General features: G+C 65.0%; 18 protein-coding genes. 13 read left to right on the top strand and 5 right to left on the bottom strand.

Annotation, left to right across the window (positions count from 1 at the left end):
• The first annotated feature begins 95 nt into the window (after positions 1–95).
• Positions 96–1,286 carry a M20 aminoacylase family protein gene (locus L0U82_RS27370; protein WP_233836027.1) on the top strand — a complete coding sequence of 397 codons (1,191 nt, stop codon included), beginning with the start codon at positions 96–98 and terminating at the stop codon, positions 1,284–1,286.
• A 25-nt stretch (positions 1,287–1,311) separates the two neighbouring features.
• Here L0U82_RS27370 and L0U82_RS27365 read toward each other — a convergent pair whose 3' ends face one another.
• On the bottom strand, positions 1,312–2,148 hold the full coding sequence (locus L0U82_RS27365) for an IclR family transcriptional regulator (RefSeq protein ID WP_233836025.1): 837 nt from the start codon (positions 2,146–2,148) through the stop codon (positions 1,312–1,314).
• A 232-nt stretch (positions 2,149–2,380) separates the two neighbouring features.
• Here L0U82_RS27365 and L0U82_RS27360 point away from each other — a divergent pair, with 232 nt between their 5' ends.
• From L0U82_RS27360 to L0U82_RS27315, 10 genes are all read left to right on the top strand, one after another.
• The gene (locus tag L0U82_RS27360) at positions 2,381–3,085 is read left to right on the top strand and encodes a FadR/GntR family transcriptional regulator (RefSeq protein ID WP_233837519.1); all 705 of its coding nucleotides are present in this window, start codon (positions 2,381–2,383) and stop codon (positions 3,083–3,085) included.
• Between the two features lie 83 nt (positions 3,086–3,168).
• On the top strand, positions 3,169–4,059 hold the full coding sequence (gene ltnD, locus L0U82_RS27355) for an L-threonate dehydrogenase (RefSeq protein WP_233836023.1): 891 nt from the start codon (positions 3,169–3,171) through the stop codon (positions 4,057–4,059).
• A gap of 15 nt (positions 4,060–4,074) precedes the next feature.
• Positions 4,075–5,427 carry a 3-oxo-tetronate kinase gene (gene otnK, locus L0U82_RS27350; protein ID WP_233836021.1) on the top strand — a complete coding sequence of 451 codons (1,353 nt, stop codon included), beginning with the start codon at positions 4,075–4,077 and terminating at the stop codon, positions 5,425–5,427.
• Positions 5,424–6,086 carry a 3-oxo-tetronate 4-phosphate decarboxylase gene (otnC, locus tag L0U82_RS27345; RefSeq protein ID WP_233836020.1) on the top strand — a complete coding sequence of 221 codons (663 nt, stop codon included), beginning with the start codon at positions 5,424–5,426 and terminating at the stop codon, positions 6,084–6,086. Before otnK ends, otnC begins: the two co-directional genes overlap by 4 nt.
• Positions 6,087–6,171: 85 nt before the next feature.
• Positions 6,172–6,960 (top strand): 2-oxo-tetronate isomerase, encoded by a 789-nt coding sequence (gene otnI, locus L0U82_RS27340; RefSeq protein WP_233836018.1) that lies wholly within the window; start codon positions 6,172–6,174, stop codon positions 6,958–6,960.
• Positions 6,961–6,999: 39 nt separating this feature from the next.
• On the top strand, positions 7,000–7,980 hold the full coding sequence (gene denD / locus L0U82_RS27335; protein ID WP_233836016.1) for a D-erythronate dehydrogenase: 981 nt from the start codon (positions 7,000–7,002) through the stop codon (positions 7,978–7,980).
• Positions 7,981–8,333: 353 nt separating this feature from the next.
• Positions 8,334–9,536, top strand: coding sequence for a 3-oxoadipyl-CoA thiolase (pcaF, locus tag L0U82_RS27330; protein ID WP_233836014.1), 1,203 nt, complete (start codon positions 8,334–8,336; stop codon positions 9,534–9,536).
• Positions 9,537–9,835: 299 nt separating this feature from the next.
• Positions 9,836–10,408, top strand: coding sequence for a copper-binding protein (locus tag L0U82_RS27325; protein WP_233836012.1), 573 nt, complete (start codon positions 9,836–9,838; stop codon positions 10,406–10,408).
• Between the two features lie 319 nt (positions 10,409–10,727).
• Positions 10,728–11,750 carry a hypothetical protein gene (locus L0U82_RS27320; protein ID WP_442793669.1) on the top strand — a complete coding sequence of 341 codons (1,023 nt, stop codon included), beginning with the start codon at positions 10,728–10,730 and terminating at the stop codon, positions 11,748–11,750.
• Between the two features lie 116 nt (positions 11,751–11,866).
• Positions 11,867–12,181, top strand: a complete 315-nt coding sequence (locus L0U82_RS27315; protein WP_233836010.1) for a hypothetical protein — start codon at positions 11,867–11,869, stop codon at positions 12,179–12,181.
• Between the two features lie 44 nt (positions 12,182–12,225).
• Here the strand turns inward: L0U82_RS27315 and L0U82_RS27310 are convergent, their stop codons facing one another.
• Positions 12,226–12,717 (bottom strand): GNAT family N-acetyltransferase, encoded by a 492-nt coding sequence (locus L0U82_RS27310; RefSeq protein WP_233836008.1) that lies wholly within the window; start codon positions 12,715–12,717, stop codon positions 12,226–12,228.
• Positions 12,714–13,931 (bottom strand): sensor histidine kinase, encoded by a 1,218-nt coding sequence (locus L0U82_RS27305; protein ID WP_233836006.1) that lies wholly within the window; start codon positions 13,929–13,931, stop codon positions 12,714–12,716. The genes L0U82_RS27310 and L0U82_RS27305 overlap by 4 nt, the downstream gene beginning before the upstream one ends.
• Positions 13,932–14,146: 215 nt before the next feature.
• On the opposite strand from L0U82_RS27305, the gene L0U82_RS27300 reads away from it, so the two are divergent.
• Positions 14,147–14,509: a response regulator gene (locus tag L0U82_RS27300; protein WP_233836004.1), complete on the top strand. Its 363-nt coding sequence runs from the start codon at positions 14,147–14,149 to the stop codon at positions 14,507–14,509.
• An 18-nt stretch (positions 14,510–14,527) separates the two neighbouring features.
• On the opposite strand, the gene L0U82_RS27295 is transcribed toward L0U82_RS27300, so the two are convergent.
• Positions 14,528–15,430 carry a LysR family transcriptional regulator gene (locus L0U82_RS27295; protein ID WP_233836002.1) on the bottom strand — a complete coding sequence of 301 codons (903 nt, stop codon included), beginning with the start codon at positions 15,428–15,430 and terminating at the stop codon, positions 14,528–14,530.
• Positions 15,431–15,532: 102 nt separating this feature from the next.
• On the opposite strand from L0U82_RS27295, the gene L0U82_RS27290 reads away from it, so the two are divergent.
• Positions 15,533–16,420 (top strand): aldo/keto reductase family oxidoreductase, encoded by an 888-nt coding sequence (locus tag L0U82_RS27290; RefSeq protein WP_233836000.1) that lies wholly within the window; start codon positions 15,533–15,535, stop codon positions 16,418–16,420.
• A 50-nt stretch (positions 16,421–16,470) separates the two neighbouring features.
• Here the strand turns inward: L0U82_RS27290 and L0U82_RS27285 are convergent, their stop codons facing one another.
• Positions 16,471–17,379: a LysR family transcriptional regulator gene (locus L0U82_RS27285; RefSeq protein ID WP_233835998.1), complete on the bottom strand. Its 909-nt coding sequence runs from the start codon at positions 17,377–17,379 to the stop codon at positions 16,471–16,473.
• Positions 17,380–17,408 lie beyond the last annotated feature (29 nt).

Genomic DNA, 17,408 nt, shown 5'->3' with positions numbered 1-17,408 from the left:
ACGGCGTGGCTATAGTGCGAGGCTGTTCGATACCTTTTTCGCCGTTTTTTTTCGCCGCCCGCTTGCCGGCCTCTGAACCTGGAGCAACAAAACAAATGAACGAGACCCCGCGTCTGACCGAAGTGTCCGATCTGGAACCCGCCGCCGCGAGCCTGCGCGAGATTCGCCATCACATTCACCACCATCCCGAACTCGCTTACGAAGAGGTGCAAACCGCCGCGCTGGTCGCGGACAAGCTGGAGAGCTGGGGCTGGCAGGTTACGCGCGGCGTCGGCAAGACCGGTGTGGTCGGCACGCTGAAGGTGGGCGACGGCAAGCGCAGCATCGGCATTCGCGCGGACATGGATGCGCTGCCGATCATCGAGCAAACCGGCCTGCCATATGCGAGCGGCACGCACGGCAAGATGCACGCATGCGGCCATGACGGCCACACGACGATTCTGCTCGGTGCCGCGCAACGGCTTGCCGAAACGCGCAATTTCTCAGGCACCGTGCATCTGTATTTCCAGCCGGCCGAGGAAAGCGGCATCGACAGCGGCGCGATGAAAATGATCAACGACGGCCTGTTCGAACGCTTCCCGTGCGATGCCGTATTCGGTTTGCACAATCATCCGGGCGCGGAACCGGGCGTGCTGCTGTTTCGCAAGGGGCCGTTCATGTCGGCGGGCGACAAGGCGATCATCACGATCGAAGGCGTCGGCGGCCATGCGGCGCGTCCGCATCTGACCGTCGATCCGGTGGTGGTGGCAGCCAGCATCGTGATGGCGCTGCAGACGATCGTCGCGCGCAATGTCGATCCGTCGCAGCCGGCGGTCGTAACGGTCGGCTCGATGCACGCGGGCACCGCGAACAACGTGATTTCAAGTAGCGCGAAGCTGGAGTTGAGCGTGCGTTCGTTCAGCCCGGAAGTGCGCGCGCTGCTGAAAAAGCGCATCACCGAACTGGCTGAATCGCAGGCCGCGAGTTATGGCGGCAAGGCGCACGTCGAGTACATCGAAGGCTATCCGGTCGTGATTAATAGCGACGCGGAGACCGATTTCGCGGTGCAGGTTGCGCGCGAACTGGTCGGCGACGCCAAGGTGGTCGAGCAGACCGGCATCCTGATGGGCAGCGAAGACTTCGCGTTCATGCTGCAGAAGCGGCCGGGCACATTCCTGCGTATCGGCAACGGCGTCGGTGAAGATGGCTGCATGGTGCACAACCCGCACTACGACTTCAACGACCACAGCCTGCCGATCGGCGCGGCGTTCTGGGCTCGTCTGGTGGAGCGGTATCTGGCGCAATAAGGCGCGCTACATCACCTGCACCGCGTCACCCGCGCCGCGCGACCATCTCCGAGACGGTCTGCGCGGCTTCCTGCAGCGGATCCAGAAACGCCTTCACCATCTGCTTCGCCGAATTGCGCTGCGCGTTGCCGCTGATGTTCATCGCGGCGATCACGCGCCCCTGGCGATTGCGGATCGGCGCGGATAGCGAAATCAACCCGCCCTCCAGTTCCTGATCGACGATTGCCCACCCCTGGCGGCGCACCTGAGCGATCAGCTTCTTCAACTCTTCCTTGTCGGTGACAGTGCGCGGCGTGTGCGCGTGAAGCGGCGACAGATTCAGCGTCGCGTCGAGCGCTTCGTCGTCGAGCGCGGCGAGCAGCACGCGGCCCATCGACGTGCAATACGCGGGCAGACGGCTGCCGATCGACAGATTGATCGTCATGATCTTGTGCGTCGGCACGCGCAGCACGTAGACGATCTCGGTGCGGTCGAGCACGGCCGCCGAGCAGCTTTCGTGCACTTGTGCCGACAGGCTTTCCATCACCGGCTCCGCGAGATTCCAGAACGGCATCGAAGTCAGATACGCAAAGCCGAGGTCGAGAATCTTCGGTGTCAGACGGAACAGGCGTCCTTCCGCTTCCACGTAGCCGAGCGTCTGCAATGTCAGCAGAATCCGGCGCGCTCCCGCGCGTGTGAGGCCGGTCGCGGCGGCGACGTCGGTGAGCGTCTGCTCGGGGCGCGTCGCATCGAACGCGCGGATCACCGCGAGGCCGCGCGCGAACGACTGCACGTATGAGTCGCCCGGTTTCTCCGCGGCCGATTCGGCGTTGGCGGGCACAGCGGAAGACGGCGCGGAAGACGGCGGCAGGGCTTTGCTCATGGACCTTGAAGGATGCGTTCGAAGGAATGCACACGACGCTCGCGCTGGTTGACGCGTTGCCTCGCGATGCACGTGGCGCAAAGGCGAGACGATAGCTTAAGCCTTCCGTTTCGCCAAATGATGTACGGCCGCTTAAAAATCCCAGGGTTTGCGCGGATGCGATTCTTATCTCAAATTTGTATGATGACCCGATAACCCGACTAGTTGAATCGGCCTGATGCCGTCTATCGCCATGTTCGAAAAGATTCCAGCGCGCGCGCTGAGCGACACCGTTGCGCAGCAATTGCTCAAGCAGATCGACAAGGGCACGTTTGCGCGCGGCGGCAAGCTGCCCACCGAAGCGGTGCTCGCGGAGCAGTTCGGCGTGAGCCGCACGGTGATCCGCGAGGCGATCTCGCGGCTGAAGAACGAGGGCGTGGTCGAGCCGCGCCAGGGCAGCGGCGTGTTCGTCGCGGGGCACGGCGCGATCCGGCCGCTGCGGATCGACTACGCGGAGGCGATCGAGCCGGGCGCGGTCGTGCAGATTCTCGCGCTGCGCCGCGCGATCGAAGCCGAGGTCGCCGCCGAAGCCGCGCTACGCCGCAGCGCCGCCGACATGACGGCGATCGACGCCGCGCTTGCCGACATCGATCGGGCCGTGGCCGACGGCGATGACGGCGTCGCGCAAGACGTCGCGTTTCATCGCGCCATCGCGGCGGCTACCGGTAATCCTTATTTTCTGAAGACGCTGACGTTCCTCAATCAGTACCTGGAGGCGGGCACGGTCGTTACGCGCCGCAACGAGGCGCTGCGCGAGGATTTTTCGCGCCAGGTGCGCGACGAGCATGCGGCGATTGCCGCGGCGATTCGCGCGGGCGATTCGACCGCGGCGCGCGACGCCGCGCAGACGCATCTGTACAACGCGGCGCGGCGGCTCGCCGAAGCGGGCATCGCCTGATTTGACTTACGCGCAAAGTTGAACCGGCGGGCCATGCCACCCGCCGAACACGACGAACGCAGCACACTTGATCGAGGTCATGTATGTCGAGAAATGTCGGTGTCATCGGGCTGGGAGCCATGGGGCTCGGCGTCGCGCGCTCGCTGTTGCGCGCGGGCTTTCGGGTTCACGCGTGCGATCTGCGCGACGACGTGCTGCAGGCATTCGTCGGCGAGGGCGGCGTGGGCTGCGCGAATCCCGCCGAGCTGGGTGCACAGTGCGAGGTCGTCATCACGCTGGTCGTGAATGCCGCGCAAACCGAAGCTGTGCTGTTCGGCGAACACGGCGCGCTTGCGGCGATGAAGCCGGGCAGCGTGGTAATTGCGAGTGCAACGGTCGCGCCGGAGTTCGCGATCGATCTGGGCAAACGCGTCGAAGCGGCCGGTTTGCAGATGCTCGATGCGCCGGTGTCCGGCGGCGCGGCGCGCGCCGCGTCGGGCCAGATGACGATGATGACCTCGGGTCCGGCGGCGGCCTATGCCGCTTGCGAGGATGTGCTCGTCGCGATCGCCGCCAACGTGTATCGGCTCGGTACCGCGCATGGCGTGGGCTCGAAGGTCAAGATCATCAATCAGTTGCTGGCGGGCGTGCATATCGCGGCGGCCGCCGAGGCGATGGCGCTCGGCTTGCGCGAAGGCGTCGACCCCGCTGCGCTATACGACGTGATCACGCACAGCGCGGGCAATTCGTGGATGTTCGAGAACCGCGTGCCGCACATTCTGGCGGGCGACTACACGCCGCTGTCCGCCGTCGATATCTTCGTCAAGGATCTCGGCCTCGTGCTCGACACCGCGCGCCGCACGAAATTTCCGCTGCCGCTTTCGGCGGCCGCGCATCAGATGTTCATGATGGCGTCGACGGCAGGCCACGGCGGCGAAGACGACTCGGCCGTCGTGAAGATTTTCCCCGGCATCGAACTGCCGGCGTCGAAATAAGCGGGAGCATCTGTGATGACGGTAAGCACACAATCGGCTGGCACGAAGGCCGGCACGAAGGCCGGCACGAACGGCGCGCTGCTCGGCTGCATCGCCGACGATTTCACCGGGGCCACCGACCTCGCCAATATGCTCGTGCGCGGCGGCATGCGCACGGTACAGACGATCGGCGTGCCAGCGTCGAATGAAACGGTCCAGGCCGATGCACTGGTGGTCGCGCTGAAGTCGCGCACGATCGTCGCCGCCGATGCAGTCGCTCAATCGCTGGCCGCGCTCGACTGGCTGCGCGCGCAAGGATGCCGGCAGTTCTTCTTCAAGTACTGCTCGACCTTCGATTCGACCGATGCGGGCAATATCGGCCCCGTGACCGATGCGTTGCTGAACGCACTGTCCGCTGAGTTTGCCGAGCACGCATCGTTCACGATTGCGTGTCCGGCGTTTCCCGAGAACGGCCGCACGATCTTTCGCGGCCATCTGTTTGTCGGCGATACGCTGCTCAACGAATCGGGCATGGAGAATCATCCGCTCACGCCGATGCGCGACGCGAACCTCGTGCGGGTGCTGCAACGGCAGACCGCATCGAAAGTCGGGCTCGTGCGTTACGACACGCTTGCGCAAGGCGCGCCGGCCGTGCAGGCCGCGTTCGATGCGTTGCGTGCGGACGGCGTGCGCATTGCGATCGCCGATGCGGTGTCCGATGCCGACTTGCACACGCTCGGCAGCGCATGCGCGGAACTTGCATTGATCACCGGCGGCTCCGGCATCGCGCTCGGCTTGCCGGCCAACTTCCGGCGCGCCGGTGTGCTCGGCGAGCGCGGCGATGCCGCGCAATTGCCGCGCGTCGAGGGCTTGTCCGCGGTGCTCGCGGGCAGCGCGTCGAAAGCGACCAACGCGCAGGTCGCCGCATGGTGCGCGACGCGGCCGGCGTTTCGCGTCGATCCGCTCGCGGCTGCGCGCGGCGAGCCCGTCGTCGATCAGGCGCTCGCGTTTGCGCAGACGAGTCTCGATCGCGCGGAGCCGGTGCTGATCTATGCGACCGCATCGCCCGATGAAGTAAAGGCTGTGCAGCGCGAACTCGGCGTCGACAAGGCTGGGCAGCTGGTCGAGGCGACGCTGGCATCGATCGCGCGCGGGCTGCGCGAGCGTGGCGTGCGCAAGTTCGTGGTGGCGGGCGGCGAGACCTCGGGCGCGGTCGTGCAGGCACTCGACGTGCGCACGCTGCGTATCGGCGCGCAGATCGATCCGGGCGTGCCGGCAACCGCGACGACCGGCGCGGAACCGCTTGCGCTCGCATTGAAGTCCGGCAATTTCGGCACGACCGATTTCTTCGAAAAAGCACTGCGTCATCTTGAAGGAGACGCACGATGAGCGACGCCCCCGCACTCCATCTTTCATCTGAAACACGTGTGCGCGAGGAAATTTGCACGGTCGGCGCGAGCCTCTATCAACGTCGCTATACGGTCGGTACAGCCGGCAACATCAGCGCGCGGCTCGACGACGGCTGGCTGATCACGCCGACCGACGCATGCCTCGGCCGGCTCGACCCCGCCGATATCGCGAAGGTCGATAGCGATGGCCGTGCGGTGTCGGGCGCGAGGCCATCGAAAACGCTCGCGCTGCATCGCGGTATCTATGAACGCAATGGCGACGCACGCGGGATCGTCCATACGCACTCGACGCATCTGGTTGCGTTGACGCTCGCCGGTGTGTGGAGCGAGACCGATGTATTGCCGCCGCTGACGCCGTACTACGTGATGAAAGTGGGCCACGTGCCGCTGATTCGCTACCGACGGCCCGGCGATCCGCAAGTGGCGGCGCAGATTGCGACGCTTGCCGACCAGGTGCGCGCGGTGTTGCTCGAACGTCTGGGGCCGGTGGTGTGGGAGCGCTCGGTCGCGCAGGCGTCGTACGCGTTGGAGGAACTCGAGGAAACCGCGCGGTTATGGCTGATGACGAATCCGCGGCCCGCGCCGCTCGATGAATCCGCTATCGAAGAACTGCGCGCCGCGTTCGGCGCGCGCTGGTAGCGGCTGCGCTGCCGCACGCCTAACACTCGCTGGTAGCAGCCGCGCTGCCGCACGCCTATCACCCGCTTTTCAAGGAGTTGCCGCTATGCCTCGCTTCGCTGCCAATCTGTCGATGATGTACACCGAGCACGCGTTCCTCGATCGCTTCGCCGCAGCCGCGCGCGACGGCTTCAAGGCGATCGAATTCCTGTTTCCGTACGAGTTTCGCGCAGACGAATTGAAAGCGCGGCTCGACGCAAACGCGCTTACGCAGGCGCTTTTCAATGCGCCGCCGGGCGAGTGGAGTCGAGGCGAGCGCGGGCTTGCTTCGTTGCCCGGCCGCGAAGACGAATTCAAGCGTAGCGTCGATACGGCGCTCGACTACGCGCGCGTGCTCGGCAATCGCAAGCTGCATGTGATGGCGGGCCTGATTGCCGCCGATCAATCGCGCGACAAACACCGCGACGTCTATCTGAAGAATCTCGCGTATGCCGCGCAGGCGGCGCAAGCCGAACAGATCACCGTGGTCATCGAGCCGATCAATACGCGCGATATTCCCGGCTATTTCCTCAATCGTCAGGACGACGCGCAGGCGATCCGCGCGGAAGTCGGCGCGCCGAATCTGCAGGTGCAGTTCGACTGCTATCACTGCCAGATCGTCGAGGGCGATCTCGCGATGAAACTGCGGCGCGATATGCCGGGCATCGGCCATATACAGATTGCCGGTGTGCCGGAGCGGCACGAGCCGGATATCGGCGAATTGAATTATCCGTATCTGTTCGAACTGATCGATTCGCTCGGCTACGACGGCTATATCGGCTGCGAATACCGGCCGCGCGCGGGGACTTCGGCCGGGCTCGGCTGGATCCGTCCTTATCTGGACGCGGCGAACTGAACGTCGCACACCACCCTCAACCATCACGGACACGCAACCATGAAAGTACTGATCACCGGCGGCGCGGGTTTTCTCGGCCAGCGTCTTGCTCGCGAACTGCTCGCGCGCGGTTCGCTGAAAGACCCACATGGCGCGCCGCAAGCGATCTCCGAACTGGTGTTGCTCGACGTCGTGCGCGCCAACGATTTCGGCGACTCGCGCGTGCGCACCGAAGTCGGCGATATTGCCGAGCGCAGCGTGCTTGAACGCGCGATCGCCGACGACACTGCGGCGATTTTCCATCTGGCCGCGATCGTCAGTGGCCAGGCCGAGGCGGATTTCGATCTCGGCATGCGCATCAATCTCGATGCATCGCGCCTGCTGCTCGAAATCTGCCGACAGCGTGGGCACCGGCCGCGTGTCGTGTTCACGAGTTCGGTCGCGGTGTATGGCGGCGATCTGCCCGACGTCGTGCAGGACGATACCGCGCTCAATCCGCAATCGTCGTATGGCGCGCAGAAGGCGATCGCCGAATTGCTGCTCAACGACTATTCGCGACGCGGTTTCGTCGACGGCCGCGTGCTGCGGCTGCCGACGATCAGCGTGCGGCCGGGGCGGCCGAATGCGGCGGCTTCGTCGTTCGCGAGCGGCATCATTCGCGAGCCGCTGAATGGCGAAGAGGCGGTATGTCCGGTCGCGGGGGCCACGCGCTTGTGGCTGCTGTCGCCGCGCAAGGCGATTGAAAGTCTGATCGCCGGGCTCGAACTCGACGGCGCCGCGCTCGGCCGGCAACGCGTGGTGAATCTGCCGGGCATTTCGGTCAGTGTCGACGAGATGATCGCGGCGCTGCGCGAGGTGGCGGGCGATGCGGTGGTGAGCCGCATCGCGCGGCAGCCGGATGAACGCATCGAGAAGATCGTCGGCAGCTGGCCGGGTGCGTGGGATACGTCGCGCGCCGAGCGGCTGGGGCTCACCGGCGAGCGCAGCTTCGCGGATGTGATCCGCGCCTATATCGAGGATGAGGGGATCGCGGTGCGCTGAAGTCCGTTGCACGAAGCTGCGCGTATTCCCTGGTATCGGGTCGCATCGGTCCGGCCGTGCTTGACATGCTTCCGCGCACGCGCCATTATCGAGCCTGTTTTGTTCGATATATGACCTAGTGTTCGTGTAAAGAACTTTTGAGCTCGCTGAGGAAACGCAAATACCGCGATCATTGGCTTTGCGAGCCCATCGTTCACGACCTGCGCTAAGCTGCTTTGACGCGACGGCCGCCGTGCCGCCGCCTGGTGCATTGGCACCCGCCCGCCGGGCGATGCGTCAGCGCATCGCATCCGCGTGATCGCGGCAAGGCGGCAGCGGCGCGGCGCACGCAGCATCTCAACTGGAGGCATCTCATGACCGAAGCATTCCTGTGCGACGCGATTCGCACCCCCATTGGCCGCTATGCGGGTTCGCTGTCGTCGGTGCGCGCCGACGACCTCGGCGCGGTGCCGCTGAAGGCGCTGATGGAGCGCAACCCGAACGTCGACTGGAGCGCGATAGACGACGTGATCTACGGCTGCGCGAACCAGGCTGGCGAAGACAACCGCAACGTCGCGCGCATGTCGCTGCTGCTGTCGGGTTTGCCGAAGGACGTGCCGGGCTCGACCGTGAACCGTCTGTGCGGCTCGGGCATGGACGCGATCGGTATCGCGGCGCGCGCGATCAAGTCGGGCGAGGCCGCGCTGATGGTCGCGGGCGGTGTCGAAAGCATGAGCCGCGCGCCGTTCGTGACGGGCAAGGCGACCAGCGCGTTCTCGCGTCAGGCTGAGATCTACGACACGACGATCGGCTGGCGTTTCGTCAATCCGCTGATGAAGAAGCTGTACGGCGTCGACTCGATGCCGGAGACCGGCGAGAACGTCGCAACGGACTACAACATCAGCCGCGCCGATCAGGATGCGTTCGCGCTGCGCAGCCAGCAGAAGGCCGCGCGCGCGCAGCGTGACGGCACGCTCGCGCAGGAAATCGTCGGCGTGACGATCGCGCAGAAGAAGGGCGATCCGATCACGGTGTCGCAGGACGAGCATCCGCGCGAGACCAGCCTCGAAGCGCTCGCGAAGCTGAAGGGCGTCGTGCGTCCGGATGGTACGGTCACGGCCGGTAACGCATCGGGCGTGAACGACGGCGCGGCCGCGCTGCTGCTCGCGAACGAAGAAACCGCGAAGCGCTTCGGCCTCGTGCCGCGCGCCCGCGTGCTGGGCGTCGCTACCGCCGGTGTCGAGCCGCGCGTGATGGGCATCGGACCGGCACCCGCCACGCAGAAGCTGCTCGCGCGTCTGGGCATGACGATCGATCAGTTCGACGTGATCGAGCTGAATGAAGCGTTCGCGTCGCAGGGCATCGCGGTGCTGCGCGCGCTCGGCGTCGCCGACGACGATCCTCGCGTGAACCCGAACGGCGGCGCGATTGCGCTCGGCCACCCGCTCGGTATGAGCGGCGCGCGTCTGGTGACGACCGCGACGTATCAGCTGCAGCGCACGCAAGGCCGTTTCGCGCTGTGCACGATGTGTATCGGCGTCGGCCAGGGCATCGCGATCGCGATCGAGCGCGTGTAATCGTTTTAGCGCGGCAGGCGCGGCACGCGGTTCGACGCGTGTACTGTGCATCGCCGCGTTTCGAGAGCTTCATCCAGAACAGAGCCCCATCGCTTCGGCGGTGGGGCTTTTTTTCGCCTCGCGAAAGCGGACTAGCCGCATTCCTCGCACGAGTACAATCATTCGCGTCATACCATTTGAAGTAGTTGTTCTGAAGATGCGGGCATTCATCGCGTCGGGCACGAACAGTGCGCCGCGCGAAGCGAATGCGCAGTGAGAGGGCCGACGCCGGCTTGAATACTTTCTCAAGGAGAACGCAAATGAAGACAGCGACGATTGGCGCAGCGCTGATGATCGCGGCGATGACCGCAACCCAGCCGGCGCGCGCGCAGGATGACATGGCGAGTACCGCGCAAGCGGTGCTCGGCGCGGTACAGCCCGTGCATATGAAGGCGGAAATCGTCGGCATCGATCCAGGCAACCGCTCGCTCACATTAAAGGGCGAGCACGGCAATGTCGCGGTCGTGCTGGTGAGCCAGCAGGTCGCCGGCTTCGATCAGTTGAAGGTCGGCGATCGTGTCGATGTGCTCTACAAGAATGCGCTGCTGACGAAGGCCGAGAAGGTCAGCGGCAAGGGCATTCGCGAGCGGATCGACAAACAGTCGTACACGCCGGCTTCCGGCGGCTACGAATCGGCGCGTCAGACTGAAGTGCTCGCGACCGTGCTGAAGATCGATCGCAAGCAGCGCCTCGTGACATTGCGCGGCGCGTACCAGACCCAAACGTTCCAGGCGGCGCCCGACATCGATCTGAGCGACGTGAAGGTCGGCGATACCGTGCACGCGGTGTTCGTGTCGGCCGCGGCGGTGCAGGTGACACCGGCGGGGCAGTGAACATCTGACGAAAGCGACGAGCCGCGGGCGGCGCTGCAGCGGCGCCCGCGTTTGCATCTTCACGCTTTCATCTCCGCATTTGCGTCCCCCGCATTTGTGTCATTTCGCCTCCGTCCACCCTCGGCAAACTATGTCGAAATATGTCGCGGTACTCGCCCGACGCCCGCAAACCCTTGTCCCGCAACCCTCCAGCGGGCCTCCGTCCCGATGACATAGCGCGACATATCTTCCCGGATGATTTGCCCGGCAGGTCCTTCTATAGTCCGTTCGTCGCCACGCAGCAGTGACCCGAGTGGCCCGAATCCAGCAAGGACATACCGTGAAAAATCGTTCATTCGCAGGTTCCGTGAAGGCCGAGGCCAATGTGGCTGGCGCCGCTCCTGTTGCAGCATCGTCTGACCTTTGCAGCGCGCGCGGCGCGTTGCGCAAACTCGTACTCGGCGCGGCCGCCGCCGTGCTCGCACTCGGCAGCGCATCGGCGTTCGCGTGGTCGAGCCATGGCACCGCGTACACGTCGCGCGGCACCTATAACGGCGCGCACTACGGCTCGTGCGGCGGCGGCAGCTGCTCGCATACGGGCGGCGTCGCCGGCCCCTACGGCGGCTTCGCGAGCAACACCGGCACGGTCACGCGTACCGCGCCGGGCCAGTTTTCGAACTCGGGCACCGCGACCGGCCGCTACGGCAACACGGTGCAGCATTCGGGCGACACCAGCTGCGCGGGCGGCACCTGTTCGCACACCGGCACGCTGACCGGCCCGGACGGCAAGACGGCGACCACGTCGGGCGACGTGACGCGCACCGCGCCGGGTCAGTATTCGTCGTCGGGCACGGTGACGGGGTCGAACGGCAACACGTACAACCATTCGGCGTCGACGAATTGCGCGGGCTCGACCTGCTCGCGCTCGGGCACCGTGACGGGTCCCGATAACGGCAGCGTCTATCACTCGGGTACGGCGACGCGCGTTGCACCGGGCGTCGTGACGACATCGACGAGCGTCACCGGCACGCATGGCAACACGGTGACGTCGAGCGGCACGGTTGTTACTGGCGGCGTCGTGGTGGCGGGTGGCACGACGACCGGCACGACGGTCGTCGTCGCACCGAAGCCGGTCGTGGTCGCGCCGGCGCCGGTGGTGGTGCCGCCGCCGGTCGTGTATGTGCCGCCGAAGCCCGCGGTGGTTGTGGCGCCGGTGCCGGCCTACGTTCCGCCGCCGGTCGTCTATGCGCCGCCGCCTGCTGTGTACGTCGCACCGCGCCCCGTGTATGTCGCGCCGCGGCCGGCCGTGTGGGTGCCGGGCCATTGGGTTGGCCGCGTCTGGGTGCCGGCGCACTGGGCCTGATGATGAGCGCGGCGATGCGTATCAGAAGCTGCGTCGAATCGTTGCGCTTGCGTCGTGTGCTTGGTGCGCGCCGGTGTGACGCAAGCAGTGCCACGACGCCAGCACCGCGGCATAGCGTGGCGCTTCGCACACCGCTCGAAACGTCGCCACGGCGCGCAGTCTGCAAAGCCGCCGTATTCGCGGCGATCGTCATCGCGACACTGCTGGCGATCAACGCATTCGTCGCTGCGGATGGCGGCCTGCACGACACGAATCACACGAGTGCAACACCGCGCGACTGTTCCGCGCGCTACGCGGCCTTGCTCGATCTTGCCGAACTCGCGCGGCGTGACGGTAAATCGTCGGAGGTGGTCGTGCGTGGCTTGAGCGAGCAGGGCGGCGCGATGAGTGAATGCCTGCCGGTCGCTCGTGGCGGCCCGGTGTCGCGGTGAGTAACGGGCGACTAACGCGTAACTAAGGCGTAACTAAGGCGTGACTACGCCGCCGGCTCGCGCTGCCGCGTCAGATCGCACTCGAGAAAAATCGCGCCGGGGATCGGATTGAACACGTAAGCGTCGATCGGTTCGAAACCGAGCGACGCATACAGTGCCAGTGCCGCGTGCATGGTCGGCAGCGTGTCGAGGCGCATGCGCTGGTAGCCGGCCTGTTTTGCCGCCTCGCAGATCCGTGTCGCGAGCTGCCGGCCCGCATGCAGACCACGTCCGGCCGGGCGCACATAAAGCCGCTTCATTTCGCAGATCGTTTCGTCTATCGGACGCATCGCGACGCAGCCGACGACCTCGCCATCGTCGTTACTCGCGAGCAGCACGCAGCCTTGCGGCGCGGCGAATTTGCCGGGCAGACCGGCGAGTTCATCGTCGAATTGCTGGAAGCCGAGATCGATGCCCAGGCTCTCCGCGTATTCACGGAAGATGGTTCGGACGATATCGATTTGTGCGGGGAAACGGGCGGTCTGGATACGGATCATGCGATTGAAGAGGTCTGTACTGGAAACCGGATCTCGAACGTCGTGCCCACGCCCTCGCTTGACGTAAAGTCAATGCGCCCGCCCAGCACGCGGCATAGCTCCCTGACGATCGCAAGGCCGAGCCCCGTGCCCGGGATATCGTCGCCGGCCGCACGTTCGAATTCATCGAACACGCGATCCGCGTCCGCCGGCGCAATGCCGACGCCGGTATCGGACACGCGGATCGCCCAATGCCCGGCATCACGCAGCATGAACTGCAGTTCGACCTGTCCCGACTTCGTGTACTTGATTGCATTGGACAGCAGATTGACCGCGATCTGCTTGAGCTTCAGCCGATTGGACGTAACGGCCGGCAACGCCGCGTCGAACGCGGTACGCAACGTCAGCCCCTTGGCCTCGATCGATGGCTGCGTCGACGCAACGAGTTCGTCGTAGAGTTCGCGCAAATCGACGGATTCGAGCTCGAGCGGCGCGGCGTCACCGAGCACGACCGAGTATTCGACCATCTGGTCGACAAGCTGCTTCATATCGGCGGCCTGGCGGTTCGCGAGCGTCAACGCGGTTTCCGCTTTGGACGGCGCACGCGCGATCAATTGCAAAGCGATCGAAAAAGCGTTGAGGAAATTGCGCAGATCGTGCACGACGCTGCGCGTGATTTGCATCCGCGATTCGTGCAGCTCGCCGACCAGATGCTGTTGCACCGTCAATGCGTGATTCGCGCGCTCGAGTTGGCCGGTGTATTCATCGATCTTGCGATCCCGTTCGCTGACCACTTCCTTGATCGACGCAAACGTGACCACGCTGAATGCTTCGGCAATCAGCCGCCGCGCGCGGCTTTCATGGCGGCGCGTGAATCGGCTTTCCCGCCCGGCGAATTCCTCGAGCGCGTCGGCGAGCACCTGCTGGAACAGATCCAGCTCGCGCACCAGTTCTTCGATCCGGTAGCCCTGGCGCCAGCGGACCTCGCCGTGCTTTCTCGCGTTGCGCTCGATCGACGTTTCGACGTATTCGAGATCTTCCATGTCGAGCGCCGCGCACAGTCCTTCGAGAATTTCCGGCAGATGGTCGGCGAGTTGTTGGTAAGTCAGCTTGTCCGCTTCGACGAGATCGGCGTCGATGGCGACGGCGTGCATCCACTGGTTCGTCAGGCGGTCCTGCTCTGCTCTGACGAAGCTGGCGAAGCCGCGCAGCGGGCTTACGCGTGTGTCGGTCATGATGAATCCGGCAATGAAGAAGTTTCTACAACGGACGGACGCACGCGCCGGGTCTGTCACATCGACTTCGCGGCGCTACGGCCCTCGTTTCGCCGCCCGACGGGCGAGCGGATCAACAGGTTCGGGCGATGCCGCACATTATCCGCGTAATTGATGCGCGTGGAATACGTCTTGCGCACTCTGATCAGACAAACTGCGCATTCGGTCCGCGAAAAATGATGCGTTCAATCCTGCTGGTCGACGACGAACCGGAAATTCTGGCCGCCTGGCGCCTGATTCTCGAAAGCGAAGGGTATGACGTGTGTTGCGCGCGCAACGGTGTCGAAGCGCTCGCGTGCGTGGCCGCGCACGTTCCCGATCTGATCGTCACGGACTGGATGATGCCGATCATGGACGGCGCCGAATTCTGCCGCCGGCTGAAGTCGATGCCGCAACTCGTCAACGTGCCGATTCTGCTGCACACCGCCGTGCCGCCGGCCAATATCGCATCGAAGCCATGGAATGTCTGCTTGCTCAAGCCGACCGGCGCGGATCTGTTCCTGACGACGATTGCGCGGTTATGCGGGCCGGAACACTGAGCCAGATCGCGCCATTCGTCAGGAAGCCTGTGAATCGGTCTTCAGGAAATCGACGAACGCGCGCAGCGGCGCGGGGACGTGGCGGTGTCCCGGGTAGTACAGAAACGGCCCGGAAAAGCGCTGCCACCAGGGTTCGAGAATCGGTTCGAGCGCGCCGCTGTCGAGCTGCGGACGCAGCATGTCTTCAAACAGATGAATGATGCCGACGCCCGCGGCCGCGCAGCTGATCGCGAGATCGATCGCGGCGCCGGGCCGCACCAGCAGCGGCCCGGTCGGGTTCAGTTGCAGCAGTTCGCCGTCGCGCTCGAAGTACCAGGTCGGCGTCGCGCCGCTCGCGAACTGCCCGCGCAGACACGCGTGCGACAACAGTTCGCTGGGATGCTCGGGGCGCCCGTGCGCATCGAGATAGGCGGGCGACGCGGCGGTCGCGAAACGTTGCACGCGCGCGCCGATCGGCACCGCGATCATGTCCTGTTCGAGGCGCTCGTCATAACGGATGCCCGCATCGCAGCCGATCGATAGCAGATCGACGAAACCGTCTTCCACCACCACTTCGACGCGGATATCCGGGTACTGCTTCAGAAAGCGCGCGACCACGTCGGGCAGCACGATGCGCGCGGCGCTCGACGGCACGTTCAGCTTCAGCGTGCCGGTCGGCTTGTCGCGAAAGCCGTTGAGCACATCGAGCGCCGCTTCCATTTCGCCGAACAGCGGCGTCAGTTTCTCGATCAGACGCAGGCCCGCCTCGGTCGGCGCGACGCTGCGCGTGGTGCGGTTCAGCAGCCGCAGGCCGAGCTTCGTTTCGAGCCGGCGCACGGCAACGCTCAGACTCGACGCGGACACGCCGGCGACGCGCGCGGCGTCGCGAAAGCCGCCCGCGCGGGCGACCGAAACGAAGGCGGCGAGATCATTCAGTTCCATGTCGACTGTGCATTTTTTTAAACAACCCGTGCACGTTAGACCTGTTTATTCAACAACGCAATCCGGCCATACTGCCGCACATCCCTTCTCACGGAGAAAGTCATGTCGAACTTCAGTACCGCGGATACCTTTCAACTCGCCGGCCGCCCGGTGAAGCGCATGGGCTATGGCGCGATGCAACTGGCCGGCCCCGGCGTGTTCGGGCCGCCGAAAGATCGCGACGCGGCGCTTGCGGTGTTGCGCGAAGCGATTGCGTCGGGCGTCGATCACATCGATACCAGCGATTTTTACGGGCCGCACGTGACCAACCAGTTGATCCGCGAAGCGTTGCATCCGTACCCGGACGATCTGACGATCGTCACCAAGGTCGGCGCGGTGCGCGACAACGCCGGCGCATGGGTGCCGGCGCAGGAGCCGGCCGACCTCGAACGTGCGGTGCACGACAATCTGCGCAACCTCGGGCTGGATTCGCTCGCGGTGGTCAATATGCGCGTGATGGGCAATGTGCATGCGCCGAGCGAAGGCTCGATCGAAAAGCAGGTCAGCGCGTTGGCCGAACTGCAGCAGCGCGGGCTCGTGCGTCATATCGGCCTGAGCAACGTGACGGCCACGCAGCTCGCCGAGGCGCAGCGCATCGCGAAGATCGTGTGCATACAGAACCATTACAACCTCGTGCACCGCGAAGACGATGCGTTGATCGACAGTCTCGCGAAGCAGGGCATCGCGTACGTGCCGTTCTTTCCGCTCGGCGGCTTTACGCCGATTCAATCGGGCGCGCTGTCTGACCTCGCGGCGAAGCTCGGCGCAACGCCGATGCAACTCGCGCTCGCGTGGCTGCTGCATCGGGCGCCGAATATTCTGTTGATTCCGGGTACTTCGTCGGTCGGGCATCTGCGTGAAAATCTGCAGGCGGCGCAACTGAAGCTGAGCGATGACGTGCTCGGCGAACTGGATGCGATCGGTAAGAGTGGCGGCGATCACCAGCACTGAAAACGTGATGGCAGGCGCGGTGCAAATTACGCTGCAAAACACCGCGCCATCTACACCGAAGCCGCAATGAACTCCCGCAACCATTGATGCGCGGGGTCGCGATGCACGCGCTCATGCCACAGCATCGCCATTTCGTAGCCCGGCACGTCGACCGGCGGTTCGACCATCCGCAGTGCGTTCGAGCCGCGCACGAGGCGCGCCGGCAACATGCCGACGAGGTCGGTGTTCGCGAGCACCGATTGCATGAACAGAAAGTGCGGCACGGACAGCACGACTTTGCGCGTCAGTCCCGCTTGCGCGAGCGTTTCGTCGGTCACGCCGACGAAGCCGCCGCCATCCGGCGACACGATCACGTGTTCGAGCTTGCAGAACTGCGCGAGCGTCGGCCGGCGCTTCAGCTTCGGGTGACCGGCGCGGCCCACCAGCACATAGCGTTCGGCGAACAGCACGCGGCGCCGCAAACCCTCGGGCGCGCCTTCGCTGGTATGAAAGCCGATGTCGATCTCGCCCTGTTCGGCCTGCCGCGCGAGGCGCGGCGGAACTGCTTCGACGATCGCGACACGCGTGCCTGGTGCCGTCGCGCGCAAGCCTGCCAGCATCGGCAGGATGATCGTCGATTCCGCGTAGTCGGTCGCGGCAATGCGCCACGTGTGCGATGCCGCGGCCGGATCGAACGGACTCGTGGGCGCGACCGCGCGCTCCAGTGCTTCGAGCGCTTCACGCAGCGGCTCGCGCAACGTCTCGGCCTTCGCGGTGGGCCGCATGCCGCGCGGTCCCGGCAGCAGTAGCGGATCGCCGAACACGTCGCGCAACTTCGCCAGATGCACGCTGACCGACGGCTGCGAAAAGTTCAGCCGCTCGGCGGCGCGCGTCACGTTGTGCTCGGCGAGCAGCACGTCGAGCGTGACGAGCAGGTTGAGGTCCAATCTTCTGAGATTAACCATCGTAATACCTGACATATTGGGAATTCATTTCCACTATACCTCGG

The organism is Paraburkholderia sp. ZP32-5, assembly GCF_021390495.1.
Taxonomy (GTDB): Bacteria; Pseudomonadota; Gammaproteobacteria; order Burkholderiales; family Burkholderiaceae; genus Paraburkholderia.
Note: the sequence above shows the minus strand (reverse complement) of the source record. Positions and strands in the feature narration are given on the sequence as shown.